This window comes from Corynebacterium sp. HMSC06G04, assembly GCF_001807365.1.
In the GTDB taxonomy this organism is placed as follows: domain Bacteria; phylum Actinomycetota; class Actinomycetes; order Mycobacteriales; family Mycobacteriaceae; genus Corynebacterium; species Corynebacterium simulans.
The window spans coordinates 96,882-114,341 of sequence record NZ_KV788611.1; the positions used below are offsets into that span (position 1 = coordinate 96,882).

The 17,460-nt window shown below is 57.8% G+C and carries 15 protein-coding genes; 11 read left to right on the top strand and 4 right to left on the bottom strand.

Annotated features, from left to right (window positions below):
- Positions 1-96 precede the first annotated feature (96 nt).
- Both HMPREF3158_RS05825 and HMPREF3158_RS05830 read left to right on the top strand, forming a co-directional pair.
- Complete coding sequence (locus HMPREF3158_RS05825) at positions 97-1,458, top strand: lipase family protein (protein WP_070497719.1); 1,362 nt, start codon at positions 97-99, stop codon at positions 1,456-1,458.
- Positions 1,459-1,548: 90 nt separating this feature from the next.
- Positions 1,549-2,202: a hypothetical protein gene (locus tag HMPREF3158_RS05830; RefSeq protein WP_062038061.1), complete on the top strand. Its 654-nt coding sequence runs from the start codon at positions 1,549-1,551 to the stop codon at positions 2,200-2,202.
- Between the two features lie 194 nt (positions 2,203-2,396).
- Here the strand turns inward: HMPREF3158_RS05830 and HMPREF3158_RS05835 are convergent, their stop codons facing one another.
- Complete coding sequence (locus HMPREF3158_RS05835) at positions 2,397-3,422, bottom strand: DUF3039 domain-containing protein (RefSeq protein ID WP_082787692.1); 1,026 nt, start codon at positions 3,420-3,422, stop codon at positions 2,397-2,399.
- Positions 3,423-3,449: 27 nt separating this feature from the next.
- Positions 3,450-3,848 carry a helix-turn-helix domain-containing protein gene (locus HMPREF3158_RS05840; RefSeq protein WP_062038055.1) on the bottom strand — a complete coding sequence of 133 codons (399 nt, stop codon included), beginning with the start codon at positions 3,846-3,848 and terminating at the stop codon, positions 3,450-3,452.
- Positions 3,849-3,909: 61 nt separating this feature from the next.
- Between HMPREF3158_RS05840 and HMPREF3158_RS05845 the strand changes: the two genes are divergently transcribed.
- Complete coding sequence (locus tag HMPREF3158_RS05845) at positions 3,910-4,212, top strand: YrhK family protein (RefSeq protein ID WP_062038052.1); 303 nt, start codon at positions 3,910-3,912, stop codon at positions 4,210-4,212.
- Here HMPREF3158_RS05845 and HMPREF3158_RS12500 read toward each other — a convergent pair.
- Entirely contained in the window at positions 4,209-4,472 is a 264-nt protein-coding gene (locus HMPREF3158_RS12500) for a sugar phosphate isomerase family (protein ID WP_246816187.1), read from the bottom strand. The two genes, HMPREF3158_RS05845 and HMPREF3158_RS12500, sit on opposite strands and share 4 nt — an antisense overlap.
- Before the next feature lie 351 nt (positions 4,473-4,823).
- Here HMPREF3158_RS12500 and HMPREF3158_RS05850 point away from each other — a divergent pair, with 351 nt between their 5' ends.
- The 6 genes from HMPREF3158_RS05850 to HMPREF3158_RS05875 all read left to right on the top strand — a co-directional run bounded on the left by HMPREF3158_RS05850 (position 4,824) and on the right by HMPREF3158_RS05875 (position 13,395).
- Positions 4,824-6,062, top strand: coding sequence for a hypothetical protein (locus HMPREF3158_RS05850; protein ID WP_062038049.1), 1,239 nt, complete (start codon positions 4,824-4,826; stop codon positions 6,060-6,062).
- Positions 6,063-6,244: 182 nt separating this feature from the next.
- Positions 6,245-6,664: an organic hydroperoxide resistance protein gene (locus HMPREF3158_RS05855; RefSeq protein ID WP_062038046.1), complete on the top strand. Its 420-nt coding sequence runs from the start codon at positions 6,245-6,247 to the stop codon at positions 6,662-6,664.
- A 142-nt stretch (positions 6,665-6,806) separates the two neighbouring features.
- Positions 6,807-8,279: a DUF3375 domain-containing protein gene (locus tag HMPREF3158_RS05860; protein WP_070497721.1), complete on the top strand. Its 1,473-nt coding sequence runs from the start codon at positions 6,807-6,809 to the stop codon at positions 8,277-8,279.
- The gene (locus tag HMPREF3158_RS05865) at positions 8,276-8,926 is read left to right on the top strand and encodes a DUF4194 domain-containing protein (RefSeq protein WP_062038040.1); all 651 of its coding nucleotides are present in this window, start codon (positions 8,276-8,278) and stop codon (positions 8,924-8,926) included. Before HMPREF3158_RS05860 ends, HMPREF3158_RS05865 begins: the two co-directional genes overlap by 4 nt.
- Positions 8,919-12,287 carry an ATP-binding protein gene (locus tag HMPREF3158_RS05870; RefSeq protein WP_070497723.1) on the top strand — a complete coding sequence of 1,123 codons (3,369 nt, stop codon included), beginning with the start codon at positions 8,919-8,921 and terminating at the stop codon, positions 12,285-12,287. The genes HMPREF3158_RS05865 and HMPREF3158_RS05870 overlap by 8 nt, the downstream gene beginning before the upstream one ends.
- Positions 12,274-13,395, top strand: coding sequence for a DUF3322 domain-containing protein (locus HMPREF3158_RS05875; RefSeq protein ID WP_070497725.1), 1,122 nt, complete (start codon positions 12,274-12,276; stop codon positions 13,393-13,395). The genes HMPREF3158_RS05870 and HMPREF3158_RS05875 overlap by 14 nt, the downstream gene beginning before the upstream one ends.
- Positions 13,396-13,783: 388 nt before the next feature.
- Here the strand turns inward: HMPREF3158_RS05875 and HMPREF3158_RS05880 are convergent, their stop codons facing one another.
- Positions 13,784-15,502 (bottom strand): DUF6119 family protein, encoded by a 1,719-nt coding sequence (locus tag HMPREF3158_RS05880; protein WP_141741010.1) that lies wholly within the window; start codon positions 15,500-15,502, stop codon positions 13,784-13,786.
- A 549-nt stretch (positions 15,503-16,051) separates the two neighbouring features.
- Here HMPREF3158_RS05880 and HMPREF3158_RS05885 point away from each other — a divergent pair.
- Together HMPREF3158_RS05885 and HMPREF3158_RS05890 are read left to right on the top strand one after the other, a co-directional pair.
- Positions 16,052-16,384 carry a helix-turn-helix domain-containing protein gene (locus HMPREF3158_RS05885; protein WP_070497729.1) on the top strand — a complete coding sequence of 111 codons (333 nt, stop codon included), beginning with the start codon at positions 16,052-16,054 and terminating at the stop codon, positions 16,382-16,384.
- Positions 16,377-17,180, top strand: a complete 804-nt coding sequence (locus HMPREF3158_RS05890; RefSeq protein ID WP_070497731.1) for an ImmA/IrrE family metallo-endopeptidase — start codon at positions 16,377-16,379, stop codon at positions 17,178-17,180. Before HMPREF3158_RS05885 ends, HMPREF3158_RS05890 begins: the two co-directional genes overlap by 8 nt.
- Positions 17,181-17,460: the final 280 nt, after the last annotated feature.

Consider the following 17,460-nt stretch of genomic DNA (forward strand, 5'->3'; position numbering starts at 1 on the left):
TCGGTGTCAGCTCCACCGCGCAGCGCTCTCCCCGCCCCCTAACGGCGTAGCCAGACAAACACTAAGACTCCTCCGATCTCTAGAAAGGACGTTGCCGTGCAAAAATCACTGCGCACCTACCTGCCACTGCTTGCTTCTGCTTGCCTGACCTTCAGCATCTGCCCCGCCGCCGTCGCTGCCGATGCTCCGAACACCGAGCTGCCTGAAAGCGCCCTCATTGAAAAGGCCCTCGAAGATCCAGTCGCTGACGAGAGCCCGGCTGAGGCCTCCGACATCGCAACCGACGCCAAGGAGCTTGACGACGCCGCGCCAAGCACCGACGCCGCAGCCCCCTCCGATAGCAAGGTCGGCGACGAGTACAAGGCCTTCTACCACGACCCAGTCGAGCTCGAAGGCTCTGAGCCAGGCCAGCTCTTCCGCTCCGATGCCGTGCGCAATCCCGCCAACACGCTGGGCATTACCAACGTGGGCCCGTACAAGGCACAGCGCATCCTATACTCCTCCACCAACCGCAAGGGTGAGAAGATTCCGGTCAGCGGCATCGTGATTGAGCCGAAGGCGGAGTGGACCGGCAACGGTCCGCGCCCGCTCATCGCCTTCGCACCGGGCACCCAGGGTGTGGCCGACCGCTGCGCACCTTCGCGCAAGATTGCCGACGGCGTGGGTGACTACGAGCAGTTCTTCTTTGAGCAGTACCTGAAGAAGGGCTACGCAGTCGTGGTCACCGATTACGAGGGTCTGGGCACCCCGGGTATGCATACCTACATGGACCGTGTCTCGCAGGCACACGCCGTGCTCGATAGCGCCCGCGCTGCCCGCCAGCTAGAAGGCTGGGATATCAACGCCGATAACCCGGTCATCATCAACGGTTACTCGCAGGGTGGTGGCGCCGCCGCTGCTGCCGCTGAGCTTTACAACGACTACGCCCCGGAGCTCAACGTCAAGCTCGCCACCGTCGGCGCCGCTCCTGCGGATCTGACCTTGCTGCCGCCGGCTCTCGACGGCACGCTTTACTTCCTCTTCGAGTCCTTCGCTCTACTGGGGCTGAGCAACTCCTACGACGTGGACCTGTACTCCCACCTCAATGAGGAGGGCAAGACCGTCCTGCAGAACGCCACCAACTCCTGCACCTTGGGTCTGACCAGCTTCGCGGGCAAGAAGATTGAAGACGTCAGCATCGACGGCAAGAACGTCGACGAGTTCATCGCTGAGGCACCTTACGACAAGATCCTGGCCGACCAGCACATTGGCTACGACGCCCCATCCATCCCGGTGGTCATCACCCACGGCCGCGGCGACGATGTGATTCCTTTCTCCACTGCTGAGCAGCTGGCCAAGGAGTGGTCTGAGCGCGGCGGCAACGTCACCTTCATCCCGAACGATGCCGGCTCGCATGTGGCAGGCACCATCCCGCACATCAAGGAATCCCTGAAAGCAATCGAGTCTGCTTTGCAATAAGCCGACAGCTAGAAGCCAGCTTCGCCACAGAAACGCTTCCTAACATCACCCGTGGTCCGAAAGACCGCAACGATAGAAAGGATTTATCCTATGCGTTCCATGAACGCCCTGCGCCGCGCAACCATTGCCGCCGCACTTCCCGCAGTTGTAATCGCCGGTGCCGCCAACGCCACCGCCGCTGAGACCACCGCTGCCGACGGCGCCGTAACAAACCCGGCTGCCGCCACCACCACCGGCACCACCGCAACCGCGCCGGCTGCCGACGGCGCCGCAACAAATCCGGCTGCAGACTCCGATGCCACTGGCACTGCTAACACCGCAGGCATCGACGCGGACACCCCGCTGAACCAGCTGTCCTCTGCCGACCCTGCTGCCCTCCTGCAGCTAGGCAGCTCCCTGCTCGGCGGCAACCGCCCGGACTTCTCTGAGCTCCTCGGCGGTAACACCGACGCCCAGGCACAGGCCGCCACTACCGACGGGCAGGCCGAAGCTGGCGACAACGCCGGTGAAAACACCGACTCCAACAAGGAGAACCTGCCAACCGGCATCAACGCCTTGAAGCACAAGGCCGCACAGCTGGAGCAGGAAGCCGGCCACAAGCTGTTCGAGCTGGACGTCAACGATTCAACTCACGTCCATGTTGGCTTCGCTGAGACCTACGACCTGCAAAAGGACGCCAAGGCTCTCACTGCACTGCAGCAGACCGCCGAGACCAACGGCATCACCCTGACCGCCGACCGCTAAAGCGGCAGAAAGTCAGACAAAGCACGAAAGTACTTCTTCTTCAGATAGCCACCCCGCGGCGCAGTAAATCACTGCCGCCGCGGGGTAGTTTCAAATTCATCCACAATGCGGTTCACTACGAAGGAACGGTCCTCCCCCCAGGAACGCAAGTAGCTGAGACACCGAATGCACTACGGAGAGTGACATTTTCGCCGCTAATCGCCCAAGGGTAGCTTCGGCAATGCAGCATACAGCACGTCGCACTGCGGACATGTTGGCAACGAGTCTGCGTCTTGTGCGGGAACAAAATAGACTCCGCACAAGGAACGCACACCAGTCCCATCTATGATCTTGCTTGCTAAATGTTCACGGTGGGTGAAGTGTGCGACGGCTCCGAGCTCAACCTCCGCGAGGGTGCGCTTCACATCATGCGTTTCTAGCTCGGAAATGCGCTTGTCGAGACTCCCCGATTCTTCCATTTGGTGAAACTCGTCCCCAGCACGATCCCAGCCCTGTGCGGGCGGGTAGACCGAAGCTAATACACGAACGATGAGCTGCCAGTAGAGCTCCTCGCTGAAGTTGACTCCACGCTGCGGAAAGAACTCAACGATGACTTCATCTGTGGCAATGCGGTCCTCGCCCCGCACCAATTCCACGTATAACTCGATGGTAGCGAACCTACCCAATCGTGCTAGCGGATGGTTTACGTCAAAGCGCGCTGCCCCACCGCCGCGAATCTCCTGCAACGCAGCCAGCACCTCACGCTGGATATTGAGTTCCCACTCCGTACGAATACGCGCCGCCGTCTCCAACTTCAGCAAGCGTTTATCGTCTTCTGTCGGCAATAGCCGAGTAATAGTACCGTTGTGTTCCTCACGCTCCACAAATTTATAGAAATCGTCATTGTCCTCATGACCGCCTTTTGCAAGTCCTGCAGCAACCAGCCAGCGCACTCCAGTTTCAGGATCGGTCCACACCCCGCCTCGCCACTGGGACTGCTTAATCTCTAGCAGACGAATGGAGACAGCACTCCCAATAGCTCCCACGTAGTTATCGGCGGCTGCGGTGTCGGTGAAGGAATCAGCGGTCTTCCTTACGATAGGATGTGCAAGCTCGCTTAACGGCAACAAATCTTCGTAACGCTCATCACCCACCGCACGCATGACGAACGGTTCTTGCCATCCGTCCCTCAAGTCCTCTTTAAGCACTCGAAGCGTGGGACGCCCGCGCCTACTATGCATAGCCCTTTTCGTACCGCAGAACCAAAACTAGAGCAAGTCCGCAATCGTCGCGTCTACTGCACGCGTGGTTTGCTGCTGGCGTGCCAGACGCTGTGCCAATTCAATACGATCCGAATCGCGCTGCTGCTCGAATAGAGCGAGATCGACTACACGGATGCGTCGATGCGTCCCCACCTTAAAGTAGGGGATTTTTCCCTGATCAAGGAGGCGATTGAGAAATGTACGGCTCATGCCGAGCTGCTTAGCTGCTTCATTCGGCGACAACGCAGCATCTTCCTCTGCACTCAGCAAATTGCCACCGTTACGAAGCACCTCTGCGATGTTCTGCATAAGAGTACGTACAACCGGCGATTCGCTCGCTTTCGCAAGCGCATCAAACTCCTCCAGCTGCTGAGGAGTCAGCTTTTCGTCCTGGAGAATACGCATGGTCAACCTCTGCTTCAACACAACATAGTGTGTAGCAATCTCACTACACTATCTGTCGTAAGTGACACTACCGGTAAGATGGGAAAGTGTAAAGCAAAGTGACGCGACACCCCACCACAACGAATTCGTTATCCGCAACCGCTTTGAGACGGCCTCCATCGCCGTCGATGTCTCCATCTCCGTGGTCTTTATCGCAGGTTCCCTCCTCTTCTTGTTCAGCCTCACCAAGGTAGGAACCGTCTTCTTCCTCCTGGACAGCCTCGCCATGGCCGCCCGCGCCGCCATCCGCTTACACCGCCGCATGTACCTGCAAAAGATCGGCGCCGACCGCGAGGTCACGAACGAGGAAGGCTCCTACTACTAAGCCTTACTTACCCGCGGGCACAGTAATGACCTGCACCCCAAGGTCGCGAATCTGCGCGAGGAGCTCCGCTGGCGCGTCCGTGGTCGTGACCAGCTGATGTAGATCCTCGATATCGCCGTAATGGGCCGGCCAGCCAGCCGCTGTGCAATGGCTTGCGCCGTCGTGCCGTTGTCAAAAATGACCGCGTCGTCATCTCCAATCAACTCCGATGCCGCCCGCGCAATCGCCGCCTTCGCCTCCGAGTCTTCTGCCTGCCGCACCCTGAAAGGCTTAGGCGTCCCGCGCCGCTCGACCCGACGCCCCCCATGTGTGCGACCGTCACGCTTACTTCATCCTGCCACACCAACCGGTCCCTCAAGCCCCCGATCCCATCCAGGCTGCAGTCTGCACTGCCGACGCCGATAGCGCGGTGCTTCGCCTCCACCACCTTGGCTGCACGTTCACCGGGGTGTCCCTCAACGAATCGTGCCGACCGCGCTCCACACGGACATCGCCGAAACGGCGAACAAGGCCCGCGAGTTTACTTTCGACAACTTAGTATCCAGGCGCACAGCTCCAGTAAGCTACATACATCCCCTTAAAAAGTCTCACGCACCGAGGAACCTTACCCCATGTCTGATTCACCAAGTTCCGCACTTCCCCAGAATCCTGGCGCGAGCGACGCCGAACTCCAGGTCATCCTCCACGGGGACTCACTCATGTTCCTCGGCTCTGAATCCGCTCTGACACGACTCGATGAGTCTTCTCCTCAGGAGAAGCTCGCTCGCGTCGCCCCGAAGGTGGCGCATAACCTGAGCAAGTCCGCCCGCACGCTGAGCCAATTCCAAGAAAACAGCGGCCGCTACCTCAAACTCTCAAAGGACAGTGCGCAATTCCTCAAAGAGAACAAGGTAGCCGCCGAAAAGATCCGCGCGGGTGTCCTCCGCGTCGGCGACCTCCCCGGCGCCAAAGGAAATGCCGGGTCCATCGTCAAGCACCTGAAGTTCGAAAACACCGCACTTCTCGCCACACCAGCGGCTCCTCTCGCGGTCGCCGCCATCCTCGAAGAAAGCGCTGCACAAGCACAAATGGACCAGGTGCTCGACTACCTCGAAGAAGTCTCCGAGAACGTCCAGAAGCTCATCCAGCAACGCAAGACCGAAGTAAACGGCGATATCAACGGCTTCACTGAGGCCATCGAAGAGGCGTTCAGTCTGCTCCAAAAGACCGGCGAAGTCGGCGCCGTGACGTGGAGCAAGGTCGATGACCTCGATGTCGACCTCAAACGGCTTCAGGGACAGATCATTGGAGAACTCGACGAAGTAGCCAAGGAAATTGCGAAGAAGGCCACCAATCCCAAGAAGGCCTACCAGGCTTTCACTGAGGCCGAGGAAAACGCCACGTACTGGATTTTCCAGCTTGCCCGAGTCATGGTTCTCCAAAATCAGCTGAATATTCTCGAGCTCAACCGCGTCGCCGCCAGCGAACCCGACCACCTCGAGCAACACCGCCAGGGCATCGCCGAAGCAAAGGCCAAGCGTGAGGAACGCATCATCAACGCTCTTAACGCCATCGCCGACAAAGCCAACGACTCCGCCACGTTCAAGGATCTTCAACTCGTCCTCCGCCTCGGCGGCAATACCAAGGCCGCCGAAGCGGGCAACCGCCTCGTCCACCAGCTCAATGAGTTTGCTACCGTCGCCGGAATCGACGCCTACACCCGCGAGTCCATAGAGTCGACCGGCTGGAGCGACGCCATCAAACGCACCGCCGAACGCGCCGGCGACGGCGTCGTCGACACCTACAACGAAGCACTCGGTAAGATCCCCTGGCGTATTCGCATCGAGCGCACCACCCCGAGGTCGAATTGAACCCCCTCTTCGAGGATTAGACAGGTTCCGGCGCACACCTCTCACACTTATGGAAGTTTTTCGACCTGACTGCCGTGCCCAGCAAACTCAACATCCACTACGTGAAGTGCCCCAGGTTTTCAGACTAGCGTTCTTGCGTACAATCGGCGGACGTACAAAGACCCGATAGAAAAGGAGTCATTATGGACGCCGTTTATAGCACCGAAGCGCTCTCCACCGGCGCAGGCCGCGACGGCCGAGCTGTAGTTAAGGATTCCGATCTGGATTTCACCATGACCGCTCCAAAGGAAATGGGCGGCAGCGGTGAGGGCGCCAACCCCGAGCAGCTTTTCGCTGCCGGTTACGCCGCCTGCTACCACTCCGCGCTCAAGGCAGTGGCCAAGGACAAGGGCGTAGATGCCGAGAATTCCACCGTCGGTGCCCGCGTTAACTTGGGCAAGAACGACGAGGGCTTCTACCTCGGCGTCGACCTCGAGGTCACCATCCCAGGTGTTGAGGACGCCAAGGCACAGGAGCTTGCCGACGCCGCACACCAGATGTGCCCTTACTCCAAGGCCACCCGCGGCAACATCGAAGTCAACGTTGGTGTTGCACAGGACTAAGAAGGTGGTCTACTGACGCGCGAGAACTTTCAATGCCTCGCGCTTTTCACTCACAAGTGGACCCTTATCATGGCAGGGTGTTGTTCGAACTATTGAGCCATATTTCCCTGCATATGTCCGTCCCACCTGTCAGAATCGAGTCATGTCTGTTGAAGCACGCGCTTTGTCACTCCGGCGCTTGATGCATGATTCCGCCGCGATTCGGCTCCTCGCCGCGGATAATGCGCCGGTGATTCTGGCGCTGATTGCGAAGTACTTTCCACGCGGCACCCGGGCGCGTCCGGCGGCGGAAGTCTATGAGCTCATGGTCACCGATTTCGAAGTGATTGCCAGCGAGTTTCCCATGCCGCGCACCCCACAAAACTATTGCAATGACTGGGTCAAGGCCGGTTGGCTAGTGCGTAAATCCGGAAGGAGTTCGCGTGGTGAAACACTCGAGCCCAGCGAGGAAGCCCTATCCGCGTTGGAAGCCATTGAGCGCTGGGAACAACCGGTGACCACGGTGACGGCCTCGCGTGTTGAATCCATTAGCTCGGCTCTGCAGAGGTTGGCGCGGGATACCAATGAGGACATCGCCAGCCGCGTGGCCAGTTTGGAGGCAGAACGCGCGCGCATTGACCGCGAGATTGAAAAAGCACAGCTGGGTCAGTTTGAAAGGCTCACCGCCGCCGAGACTGAGGAACGAGTCCAGGATGTGCTCAATATGGCTATGGCGGTGCCGAGCGATTTCGCCAGAGTTCGCCACGATCTTGAAGCGCTCAACCACCAGCTGCGCCGGCAGCTTTTGGATCCGGAAGGCTACCGCGGTGATGTGTTGGAGGAGATCTTCAACGGCGTAGACCACATCGCAGAATCAGATGCGGGCCGCAGCTTCCAAGGCTTTTATTCCCTCCTTATGGATAGGGAACGCAGCGTCTGGTTGGACCAGTGGATTGAACAGGTGCTCGATAGTGAAGCGGGCCAAGATGTGGCACCGGAGAGAAGACGGCAGCTGCGTCGTCTCTTTCGCGATATGGAAGAAACCAGCTTTGAGGTCAACCAGACCATGACGGGCTTGGCACGGAGTCTGCGCCACTACGTGTCCTCGGAGCAGTTCGCGGAGGACCGGCGCATGATTGAGCTGCTGCGAGAAGCCCGCGGCATGGCTATTGATGCCGCGCAAGGCTCAGAACTCAAGGCCTTCCACCGGATGGACACGCCGCTACAGCGCATCGGCATGTCTATTCACTCGGTCTCCCGCATTCGTCTGGCTAACCCTGGACGGGAGGTCGTGGAGGAAGCACCCGTGGCCTACCAACCGGGCGAGGACGACGCACACGCCCTTTATGAGCTGGTACGCGAGTCCGAGATCGACTTTGAGGAGTTGCACGAGGCGATTCGGCAGACAGTGAGCGACTCTGGCCCGTGCACCATTGCGCAGGTATTGCAAGCTCATCCCCCAACACAAGGCCTAGCCAGCGTGGTGGGATTGGTCCATATTGCTGATCAACATCCGCTGCCTGCTGTACGGGAGTCGCAAGAAAAAATCACGTGGACTGAAGAAGACGGTGCTGTACGTGCCGCACAGATTCCCACTATGTATTTCGATCACACAACCGTTGAGGAGCTTCAGTGACCACCGCCAACAGCCCCCGCGTGGATTCTACGCACGAGCCCCCGCTATGGGAGCACGACAAAGGAACGTTGACTTACCACTCGCGCCGCGCCTTAGTGCAGCTGCTCCAAGGACCACTTATCCGCGTGCAGAAGGAACCAGTGCTGTGGTCAGCAATTATCTCTGACGAAGAAAATCTGCGTGCCAGGCTGCACGAGGTATTTTTGGAGCTCGTCATCGATGAGACCGAGGGCTTTGCCTTTACCCGCATGGTGGAAGAAGACAGCCTGAGCATCCCGCAGGTGCTGCGCACGGACAAGCTCAAGCACATCGATACCGCTATCTTGTTGAACCTGCGCCAGGAGCTGGGGCTGGCTCTGCCCGGCGAGCGCGTCATCGTGGACGTAGAAGATCTCCGGGAGAGCATCGGCTATGTCCGCGCGGTGGATAACCGCGACGAGGCCGGATTCACCAAGCGCTTCAACGCGGCTATTAAGCGCATCCAGAATGACTATTCCCTGCTCAGCACCACGGAGACAGAAGGCCGGTTGGAGGTCTCGCCGGTGCTGCGCCAGCTTTTCGATGCCTCCACGGTCACCGCCATCCGGGATGAATACGCCCGCCTGGCGCGAGCCGAGGATACCGAGGAGGACACCTCAGATGACTAAGCACACGGAGCTTTACCCAGGCCAGTATCGCATCAGCCGCATCCAGCTGATTAACTGGGGCACCTTCCATGGCTATTTTTCCATCCCGGTAGCGCGGAAAGGTTTCCTCATTACGGGTGGCTCAGGATCAGGTAAATCCACACTGCTGGATGCCATGTCAGCCGTCCTTGTCCCCCAGAATCACGTGAAGTTCAACGCCGCCTCGCAGCAAGACCTCGGTCGGCACAACGGCCGTAACTTGGTCTCCTACGTGCGCGGAGCGTGGCGGCAGCAGGAGAATACACAGACTGGTGAGATTACCCCGGAATACCTGCGTGAAAGTGCGACCAACTCAGTGGTGGCGTTGACTTACGACAATGGCCAGGGCAAGCAGCACACCCTCATCGCCATTTTTCGCCTCAACGGCGGTGAGAACTCCGTAGGCCAGATCAAGAAGTTGTATGGGCTGGTGCCGGGCGATGAGGACATCGATAAGCTCAGCCCCTTGCTCACCCGCAGCTTGGATAGCCGCAAGATCAGGGCCCTGTATAAGGGCCCCGGCGCGTTCTTTACGCCGACCTATGCCACGTTTGCGGACCGCTTCCGCAAACGCTTGGGGATTAAGAATGTGGAGGGCCAGCTTCTTCTTCACCGCACTCAATCCGCGAAGTCCCTGTCCAGCCTGGACCAGCTCTTTAGGGATTACATGCTGGATGTGCCGGATACCTTCACCAGAGCGGATGAGGCCGTGGAACAGTTTGAGGATTTGCGCCAGGCCTACCTGCGGGTTGAGGACGTCAAGGCGCAGATTGATACGCTCGGGCCGCTGCCCCAACTTCACTCTCAGCGGTCTAGTGCTGAAGCGGATAAGGAGAAAGCGGAGGCGATGAGTGAGGCGCTGCCGGCCGTACGCGCCCGCCTGGTGACAGAGGAACTAGACTTCCGCATCCGTGCGCTCACAGCACAGCTATCGGAGGCCCAGTCGCAGTCGGAGACCCTCAACGCTGAGGTCGCACACCTGGATGATGCCGAGCGCCTGGCCGCGGTGGCTGTTACCCAGCTCAGCGCTGGCGAGCTCGATGCCTTAAGCGCCAAGATAGAAACTGCGGACAAAGAAATTGAGCACCGCACGAAGGAATTCCAACGGTTGGCTGCGGCCGCTGGAGCGTGGACTGATGATTACGAGTTCAGTCCACACGGCTTCGCCGAGCTGCAGGCCACCGCGAAGCTGCGCATCGCAGATTTTAAGGTTGACTTCGCCAACCTCATCAACGAGCAACAAGAAGCTGGCGTGGCCGCCCGGGACGCTGCCACCGCCTGTGCCGCGCTCGATAGCGAGCTGCGCTCATTTAGCTCGCGGCGCACCAACATCGACAAGGCTCTAGTTGAACTGCGCGCGCAGCTGGCTCGCGATACCGGCTATGCCGAATCCGAGCTTCCCTTCGCCGGCGAGCTCATCGATATCAGCCCGCAGCAGGCCGAATGGGAGCCGGTGATTCAAAAGCTCCTCCACGGCTTTGCCGCCACCCTGCTCGTTCCTGAAGCTGCCCGCGACACCATCAACCAGTGGGTCAATTCGCGCAACGTGGGCACCCGTTTGGAGTACCGCACCATTCCGGAGTTTGCATCACCGCAGGCCTCCGCGCACAGCCCGCGGCAGCTTATCCACAAACTGGAATTCCAAGACCACGCCATGGCGCACTGGATTCGCCAACATATTTCGCGCCGCTTCAACTACGAGTGTGTGGACTCGGTTGCGGAACTGGACCATGTCACCACCACCCCGGCGGTAACGCGCGATGGCCTGGAAAGCCGCCCCAAGGATAAAGACGGCTCAACCCGCTTCATCAAGGATGACCGCAAGCGTTTTAGCGGCACTACCTGGTACCGGGTGGGTTCCACCAACACCGCCAAGATTGAGCTCTTACGCGCCCAGCTCACGCAGGCCAAGGCCACTGCTCGTGCCACGGCCAAGCAGGTCCAGAACCTCAACCGGAAGATGGACGTTCTGCGCTCCCAGCGCGATAAAGCCCAGCAGGTGCTGGAAACCTCCTTCCAGGATATCGACACCGCCTCCGCCGAGGCTCACCGGCAGGATCTGCAGGAGCAGTATGACTCGCTGGCCTCCTCCCCGGAGGCCCAAGCCCTCGCCGCAGCCCACGAGCAAGCCAAGGCCAAGCTCAAGGCCGCACGCGCCAGGCTGAACGCCGCCCAGAAGAACCTGGGCAACGTCGAAGGCGAGCTTGAGCGCTCAACCGAGCGCCGCCGTAGCATCGGTATTGTGCCCGCCATCGAGGACCAGGACATCGCGAAAGCAGTCGAAGATGCCCTGCACAAGGGCAAGCGCAAGCTCACCATTGATGACATCGATGCCCGGCGCGATGAGGTGCAGGCTAGTCTTCAGAACACCGCCCGCACCGCCACGCGGCGCATCGAAGACGCCAACGCCAAAATTGTCTCTGTCCTCCACACATATCTGGCCCAGTGGCCGGCGGAGGCCGCGGACCTTGAGCCGCAGGCGAGCTTCGCTGGCGAGGGCATCGAGAAGCTCAAGTTCCTACGCGCCGACCGCCTGGCGGATTTCCGCGCCCGCTTCCTCGAGCTTCTCAACGGCTCCACCGTGCGAAACCTCTCCCACCTCACCACAGACCTGCGCCGTGCTCGCAGTGATATTGAGAGGCGCATGGAATTCATCAACAAGTCCCTGGAGCGCTCTCCCTTCAACGGTGAGCGCACCCTGCGCATCGACGTCAAGGATGCTCGCGGCCAGGTGGTCCAGGATTTCCAGCGGGATCTTGATGCCGCCACCTCCCACAGCTTGGGCGAATTCGGCTCCGATGATACAGAGGCTGCCCTTGCGCGCTACCACGCGTTGGACAAGATCTTGAGCCGTTTGGGCTCGAGCCAGCCAGAGGATCTCCGCTGGCGCAACGTGGTGCTAGATACCCGCCGGCACGTGAGCTTTATCGGCCGTGAGTTGTACCCCGACGGAACGACAGCCAATACCTATCAGGATTCCGCCTCGCTGTCTGGCGGCCAAGCGCAAAAGCTCGTCTTCTTCTGCCTGGCTGCGGCCCTGCGCTTCCGGCTGGCGGAGCCGGACCAAGACGTGCCCACCTATGGTTCCATCATTCTGGATGAGGCCTTTGACCGCGCCGATCCCACCTTTACCCGCACTGCCATGTCCGTCTTTACGTCTTTTGGTTTCCACATGATTCTGGCCACGCCTTTCAAGCTCATCCAGACGCTGTCTCCTTACGTGGATGGCACGATTGTGGTCAAGTACGATGAGCCCATCATCAATGGCCGCCCGCGGGCGCGCACGGGCTATTCGCTTATCGACGCCTCCACCTACCAGGACCCCGACTATGCGCAGCCCTAAAGACCTGCAAGCACACGCGTCAAAATACCTGCGCAATCACTTTGCCGAAGCACTGGCTGACCCGGATTCTGTGCGCGTCGACTGGCCCCTGCACCCGCCCACTGCCACTGCTGCCGCCCGCGATATCGACGCCACGCAGGGCTTCATCCGTGCCTGGCAGCGCTGGCCCCACCAGGAGGACGTCATCTACGAGTCCCGCAATTGGTCGCGCGCGGGCCTTGGCACCAACGACGTTCCCACACGCGCAGTACTCACCGGCGCCGCGCGCATCGCTACCATCGCGGGCCTGATGTCCGACTACGACAGGGCCCTCCAGCGCACCCAGGACATCGCCGCCATCTTTCCGGACTCCCAGGACTTCACTTATACCGTCCGCCGCAGCTATACCCAATGGAAGGATTTAAGCGCCTATGATCTGAAATGCCTAGGACCGTGCCTGACCTGGCTGCGCGCCAACCCTGACTCCGGCGAGTGGGAGCGCGCCGTGCCGGTGGAAGGTGTGGACGGCAAATGGATAGGCACCCACCGCCGCCTGCTCCTGGCACTCCTTGCTCCTTTCGGCATCACGGACTTGGGCCTGCGCCGCAGTGACGCCCGCCTGCGCCTGCGCTACCTCAACCACGCCCCGGCACTCTCCGATATCGAAATCCCCCTCGCCGACGCCGCAACCCTCTTCCCCGACACCCCACCCCGGGTGCTCATCGTGGAGAACAAACAAACCTTCCTGGCACTGCCCACGCTTGCCGACGCCTCCCCTCCCACCGTCGCCCTCCTCGGTGCCGGCACCGCCGCCCACCAACTCCACGCACTGGACTGGCTTAACCTCATCGACATCACCTACTGGGGCGACCTCGACGCCGCCGGCTTTGCCATCCTCAACGCCGTGCGCGCCCATTTCCCCCACACGACGTCACTGCTCATGGACACAGCCACCGTCACCGAATTCCAGCACCTGGCTGTCCCCGACCCCGGCGACGGCTCCGCCACCCTTACCCACCTCACCACCGAAGAGCAACGCGCCTACCGCTGGCTTTACGCCAAAGGAAGACTGCGCATTGAACAGGAGCGGATTCCGTTTATGCATGTAAGTGAGGCAATCAGCAACTGAAGCGTCCTGGGTTTCGTTCCTACCTCAGCCCTAGCGGGTATCGGACGATGTTTCGCGCCGTACAAGATTCACCGCAGCGCTCAACTGCATCGCGCCACAAGCCGGTTTCACCGTTAGGATGGCCACTGCGCAGCCGCGCACTGGAATCCACACAAACCCAGGACGCTTACACGGACAAAACTACGGATTATCTACTTCTTCTAGTCTGGCTCTTTATCCAACGGCAGGCTCGATTCTCCCTCCGCGTCATTTATTTCTTTCGGTCCCTAAGAGCTACCTTCAGTCAAGATCAGTATTCAGTCAAACAGCACTGGAGAAATGAAATCTTAACTGCCGATTTTGATTTGAATATTTGACCTTCACTTGTCTTTTGCCTCTTTTTGAAACGCTAGGAGGCCACTACGATCGGATCCACGGTTGAAACTCGTTTGATTTGAACAGTTGCTTGGGTCCTACGTATTCGTTCGGCGTGCATTTTAAGGTTTAACTTACTAAAGAAAGGAAGCCAATCAGTACCCGTCTTGGAAGAGTCAGCAACGATTACATACCAAACCTTATAACCACTCATTGAAAACTTCTCCCCCTTATCCGGAATCAAATCTAAATGTTCCGTAGCCTCGCAACCATACCGCTCTATAATCCTTTCTTTCATATTCTCCCGATAGTCACCATCTCCGAGAAATGCCTCTAGGGAAACTGAGCCTTGCGCGAACAGGTGACTTAATGTAGCCGATCGGGATTTTCGCTTAACATGCACCATCTCCTTTCCTTTACCCAACAAATCACACATCTCTATAGGCGATGAGGCCCCTGTAGGCCGGATTGTAATTCTGTCAAGATTAAGGAAATACCCCTCAGATTCATCCGTGACGCGCTGGTTAAAGTCCTCTTCCAATTCTGACTTCGGACCACTTCGGAAGACTGTCTCCACTTCAGGAATCGTGCTTATGTAGGCATCGACTTCCTTTACTAGACTTTCATTTATCTCAAACCAACGGCCACTAATCAATGCATAAAGTATGCCTTCCATGCGTTGTTCGGAGACTAAACAATCGTAAAGCTTCCATTTAGGCTCTACTTCTCCGGTACGGGAATAGCAAATTGAAACCTTTCGCCGCTTCAAGGTTTCAATTTTGAAAACTTTCTTTGCCCGCAAATTTTCGCAGTATTCGTCAAGATCAAGATCATCGAAATGGTAGCGTCCAGCACCTTCAATCTCAAAATGGGAGACTGAGGTCCAATCAATGATTTCGGGTGCAGCTAAATGAGTGTCCTGAACTCCACAATTGAGTTCCTTAACCAACAGTCCATCTAAAGCCGTAATCTTGTCTTTCTCACTAACGATAGTTAATTTGTCCACCCAGGGAAAATGCTTAGTGTATTCATCAGATCGAAACTCCATTAAGAACCGTTCGCAGAGCTTGTCCAACTGAGCAGGTTCAATCGCAGTCGTGAAGACCAAAGATTCAGTACCGGACACTCGAGCAACTGGACCCCCACCATTGACATCCCCAGAAATCGCTCTCACGATATCACGATATTCGTCGGGCTCGAATGTATTCACCGCGGTTACTTTACTTGACTGCATATCAGTCGAAAGCATTACGGAATCGAAGGTTCTGCTTGAAAGACTTTTTAACTGCTTTGGGTCAACCATATTGAGCGCAACCCGCAGACCAAAACGAGGTTCTACCTTCGAAAGGTCAAGGAAACTACGGCCGAACCCAAAAGTAAAGCCGAAAATTCTCTCCTCAAATTTCAAAATTAACGCTCCCGCACTATTTTGATTTCTTATAGGCTCAACACTCTGATCCAGAAGAGGCCCGACAAAATCAATCCAATCAGGAGCTTTTGCATCAAAATTTTGATAGACGAAGCAGCCTTCAAATCCTGTTTCTTGAGAAAGGGACACCCGAGTTGCGTTTTTCGTTTTTTCAGAGAGAAGTGCTTGCTCTACTTCAGTAACGGTGCTCTCGAATAAATATACTGTCAAACGGCGCGTTCGCTTCTTCCTAGGCATAGGTAAAGCATACTCGCCCCTTTCACCAGAGATTCTCATCATGAGCGCACCGAAACCCACGACATCAACCTCTTCTGGGACGGCCACCCTGAGTGCTCATTGTGGAGAACAAGCAAACCTGCCTGGCACTTCCTACATTTGCCGAAGCCTCCCCAATCATTATCGCCATCCCTGACCCCGGCACCGACGCCCTCACCCACTCACCACCGAAGAATAGCGTGCCTACCACTTGCTTTACATCAAAGGCAGAGTGTGTATAGAGAAGGAGCGGACTCCGTTTGCGTATACGAGTAATGCTTTTCAAAAGAGGCTCGGGCCAACATAGCGTCACTAGCTGCCCAAACAGGTTAGAAAAATGACCCTCACCTGCCAGTAGCCCCGGTGAAGGTCGAGCAGCTGTACACGTAGTAGGGCTGCTCCTGCCTAGAATTATGCCCAATGAGCACAGAACTAGTCAACGCCTGCTGGGGCGTCCAAAGTAATGCCCAATGCCGGCTGCGCATCGAGCAGGAGCGGATTCCGTTTGCGCATGCGATCACAGAGATCAGAAAAGCTTTCCTCTGATCATACAGCCCCTGAATCATATTGACTCAGATCTGATTCACGTGTTAAATCGAAGTCAACAAGGAGCACAAAATGAACATCCCCACCGACTTCGGCGAGCGCGTCCGCACGCAGCGTAAACTTCGCGGACTCAGCCAAAGAGAGCTCGCCGCCATGACCGATGAAATTCTGTCCCAACCCACCCTGGCCCGCCTAGAGAAAGGCACTTCCACGCCAACTCTCCACCACATCATGGCCCTCGCGTGGGCTCTTGGTATAGATGCCGCTGAGCTTGTGGACGCCACCCCGCTCTCCCAGCGTGTACGCGTTGCCGCCCGTGGTCACCAGGCCAAAACCGAGGAAGCAACACAAACTCTTCTGCCTTATCTCCAGCTACGAGTAAACCTGGATAGCACACATGCCTAAGTCAACGAGCCCCTCGCAACAGGGCGTTGAGCTGGCTGCTGGTTTTCGCGCGAAGCACGATCTCGACTTGGGGCCTGTCGGCGACATCAACAATCTCATGAAGCTCATTGACGCTGACTTCATCGTGCTCGACTTGACGGATGACCTCGATGCACTGACTCTTCGCGATCCTGCTTCAGGTGCCTTAACCGTAGGGATCAGCACGAGTAATAATCCTTTCCGACAGCGTTTCACTGTCGCCCACGAAATCGGGCACATCGTGGCCGGAGACATCACGGAGGATGGCGCTTCCTTACAATGCGACAAGACCCTGCCTTCCGAAACACGCGCAAACACCTTTGCGCGCTGCGTACTCTGCCCTGAAGAAGCGTTGCAAGAGCTGCCTCCGTACGCAGATACGGAAGAGCTATTGTCTGCAGTTGTCCAACAATTCCAAGTCTCTCCACGCGTAGCAGCCATCCAGCTGCACCAAGCAGGACTCATTTCGAAAGATACAAAGGAAGAGCTAAGGAATCACACCGCCAAGGGACTCGCCTCCCGCTTCGGTTGGAAAGCCTCGTATGACCACGCACGCAAGATTGCTGCTCTGCCTCGGGCCTCCGAAAGGCTCGTTGCCGATGCCTACAAGGCCTACGCCAAAGGACTCATCACTCTGTCGACCGTAGCGTTCGCCGAGCAGGTAAGCCCCGAAGAGGTAGCGGACTCTATGCATACCGCCCCAAGTTCGATCAGCCAAAATCTCACAGGTCAGCATGATATTGAGGCAGACCTAGATGACTTCTTCGCCAACGAGTAGCTTCACCATGTCTAGGAAGTTTATCGTTGCGGACACCAGCGTGTTGCTGAATTTCATCTGTGCCAACGAGCAGGACCTGCTTCTCAGATTCGTAGGCGATAACAAACTGCACGTGCCCGCTGCCGTCAGCCACGAAATGCAAAGAAAGCTAGAGGAGGCTCGGTTTCAGTGCGGCGCCCAAACATGGGTATCACTCATTACACATGGATACGTGCACGTGCTTGACGACGACATGGATCGCCTCTTCTGCCGTTTCGGCGTAGTTGGTAGGGGCAATCCG

Excerpts from the sequence above, each read along its gene's own strand:
- HMPREF3158_RS05830 (WP_062038061.1), top strand. The coding sequence starts at position 1,549 with ATGCGTTCCATGAACGCCCTGCGCCGCGCAACCATTGCCGCCGCACTT.
- HMPREF3158_RS05835 (WP_082787692.1), bottom strand. The coding sequence starts at position 3,422 with ATGCATAGTAGGCGCGGGCGTCCCACGCTTCGAGTGCTTAAAGAGGAC.
- HMPREF3158_RS05840 (WP_062038055.1), bottom strand. The coding sequence starts at position 3,848 with ATGCGTATTCTCCAGGACGAAAAGCTGACTCCTCAGCAGCTGGAGGAG.
- HMPREF3158_RS05850 (WP_062038049.1), top strand. The coding sequence starts at position 4,824 with ATGTCTGATTCACCAAGTTCCGCACTTCCCCAGAATCCTGGCGCGAGC.
- HMPREF3158_RS05855 (WP_062038046.1), top strand. The coding sequence starts at position 6,245 with ATGGACGCCGTTTATAGCACCGAAGCGCTCTCCACCGGCGCAGGCCGC.
- HMPREF3158_RS05860 (WP_070497721.1), top strand. The coding sequence starts at position 6,807 with ATGTCTGTTGAAGCACGCGCTTTGTCACTCCGGCGCTTGATGCATGAT.
- HMPREF3158_RS05870 (WP_070497723.1), top strand. The coding sequence starts at position 8,919 with ATGACTAAGCACACGGAGCTTTACCCAGGCCAGTATCGCATCAGCCGC.
- HMPREF3158_RS05875 (WP_070497725.1), top strand. The coding sequence starts at position 12,274 with ATGCGCAGCCCTAAAGACCTGCAAGCACACGCGTCAAAATACCTGCGC.
- HMPREF3158_RS05885 (WP_070497729.1), top strand. The coding sequence starts at position 16,052 with ATGAACATCCCCACCGACTTCGGCGAGCGCGTCCGCACGCAGCGTAAA.
- HMPREF3158_RS05890 (WP_070497731.1), top strand. The coding sequence starts at position 16,377 with ATGCCTAAGTCAACGAGCCCCTCGCAACAGGGCGTTGAGCTGGCTGCT.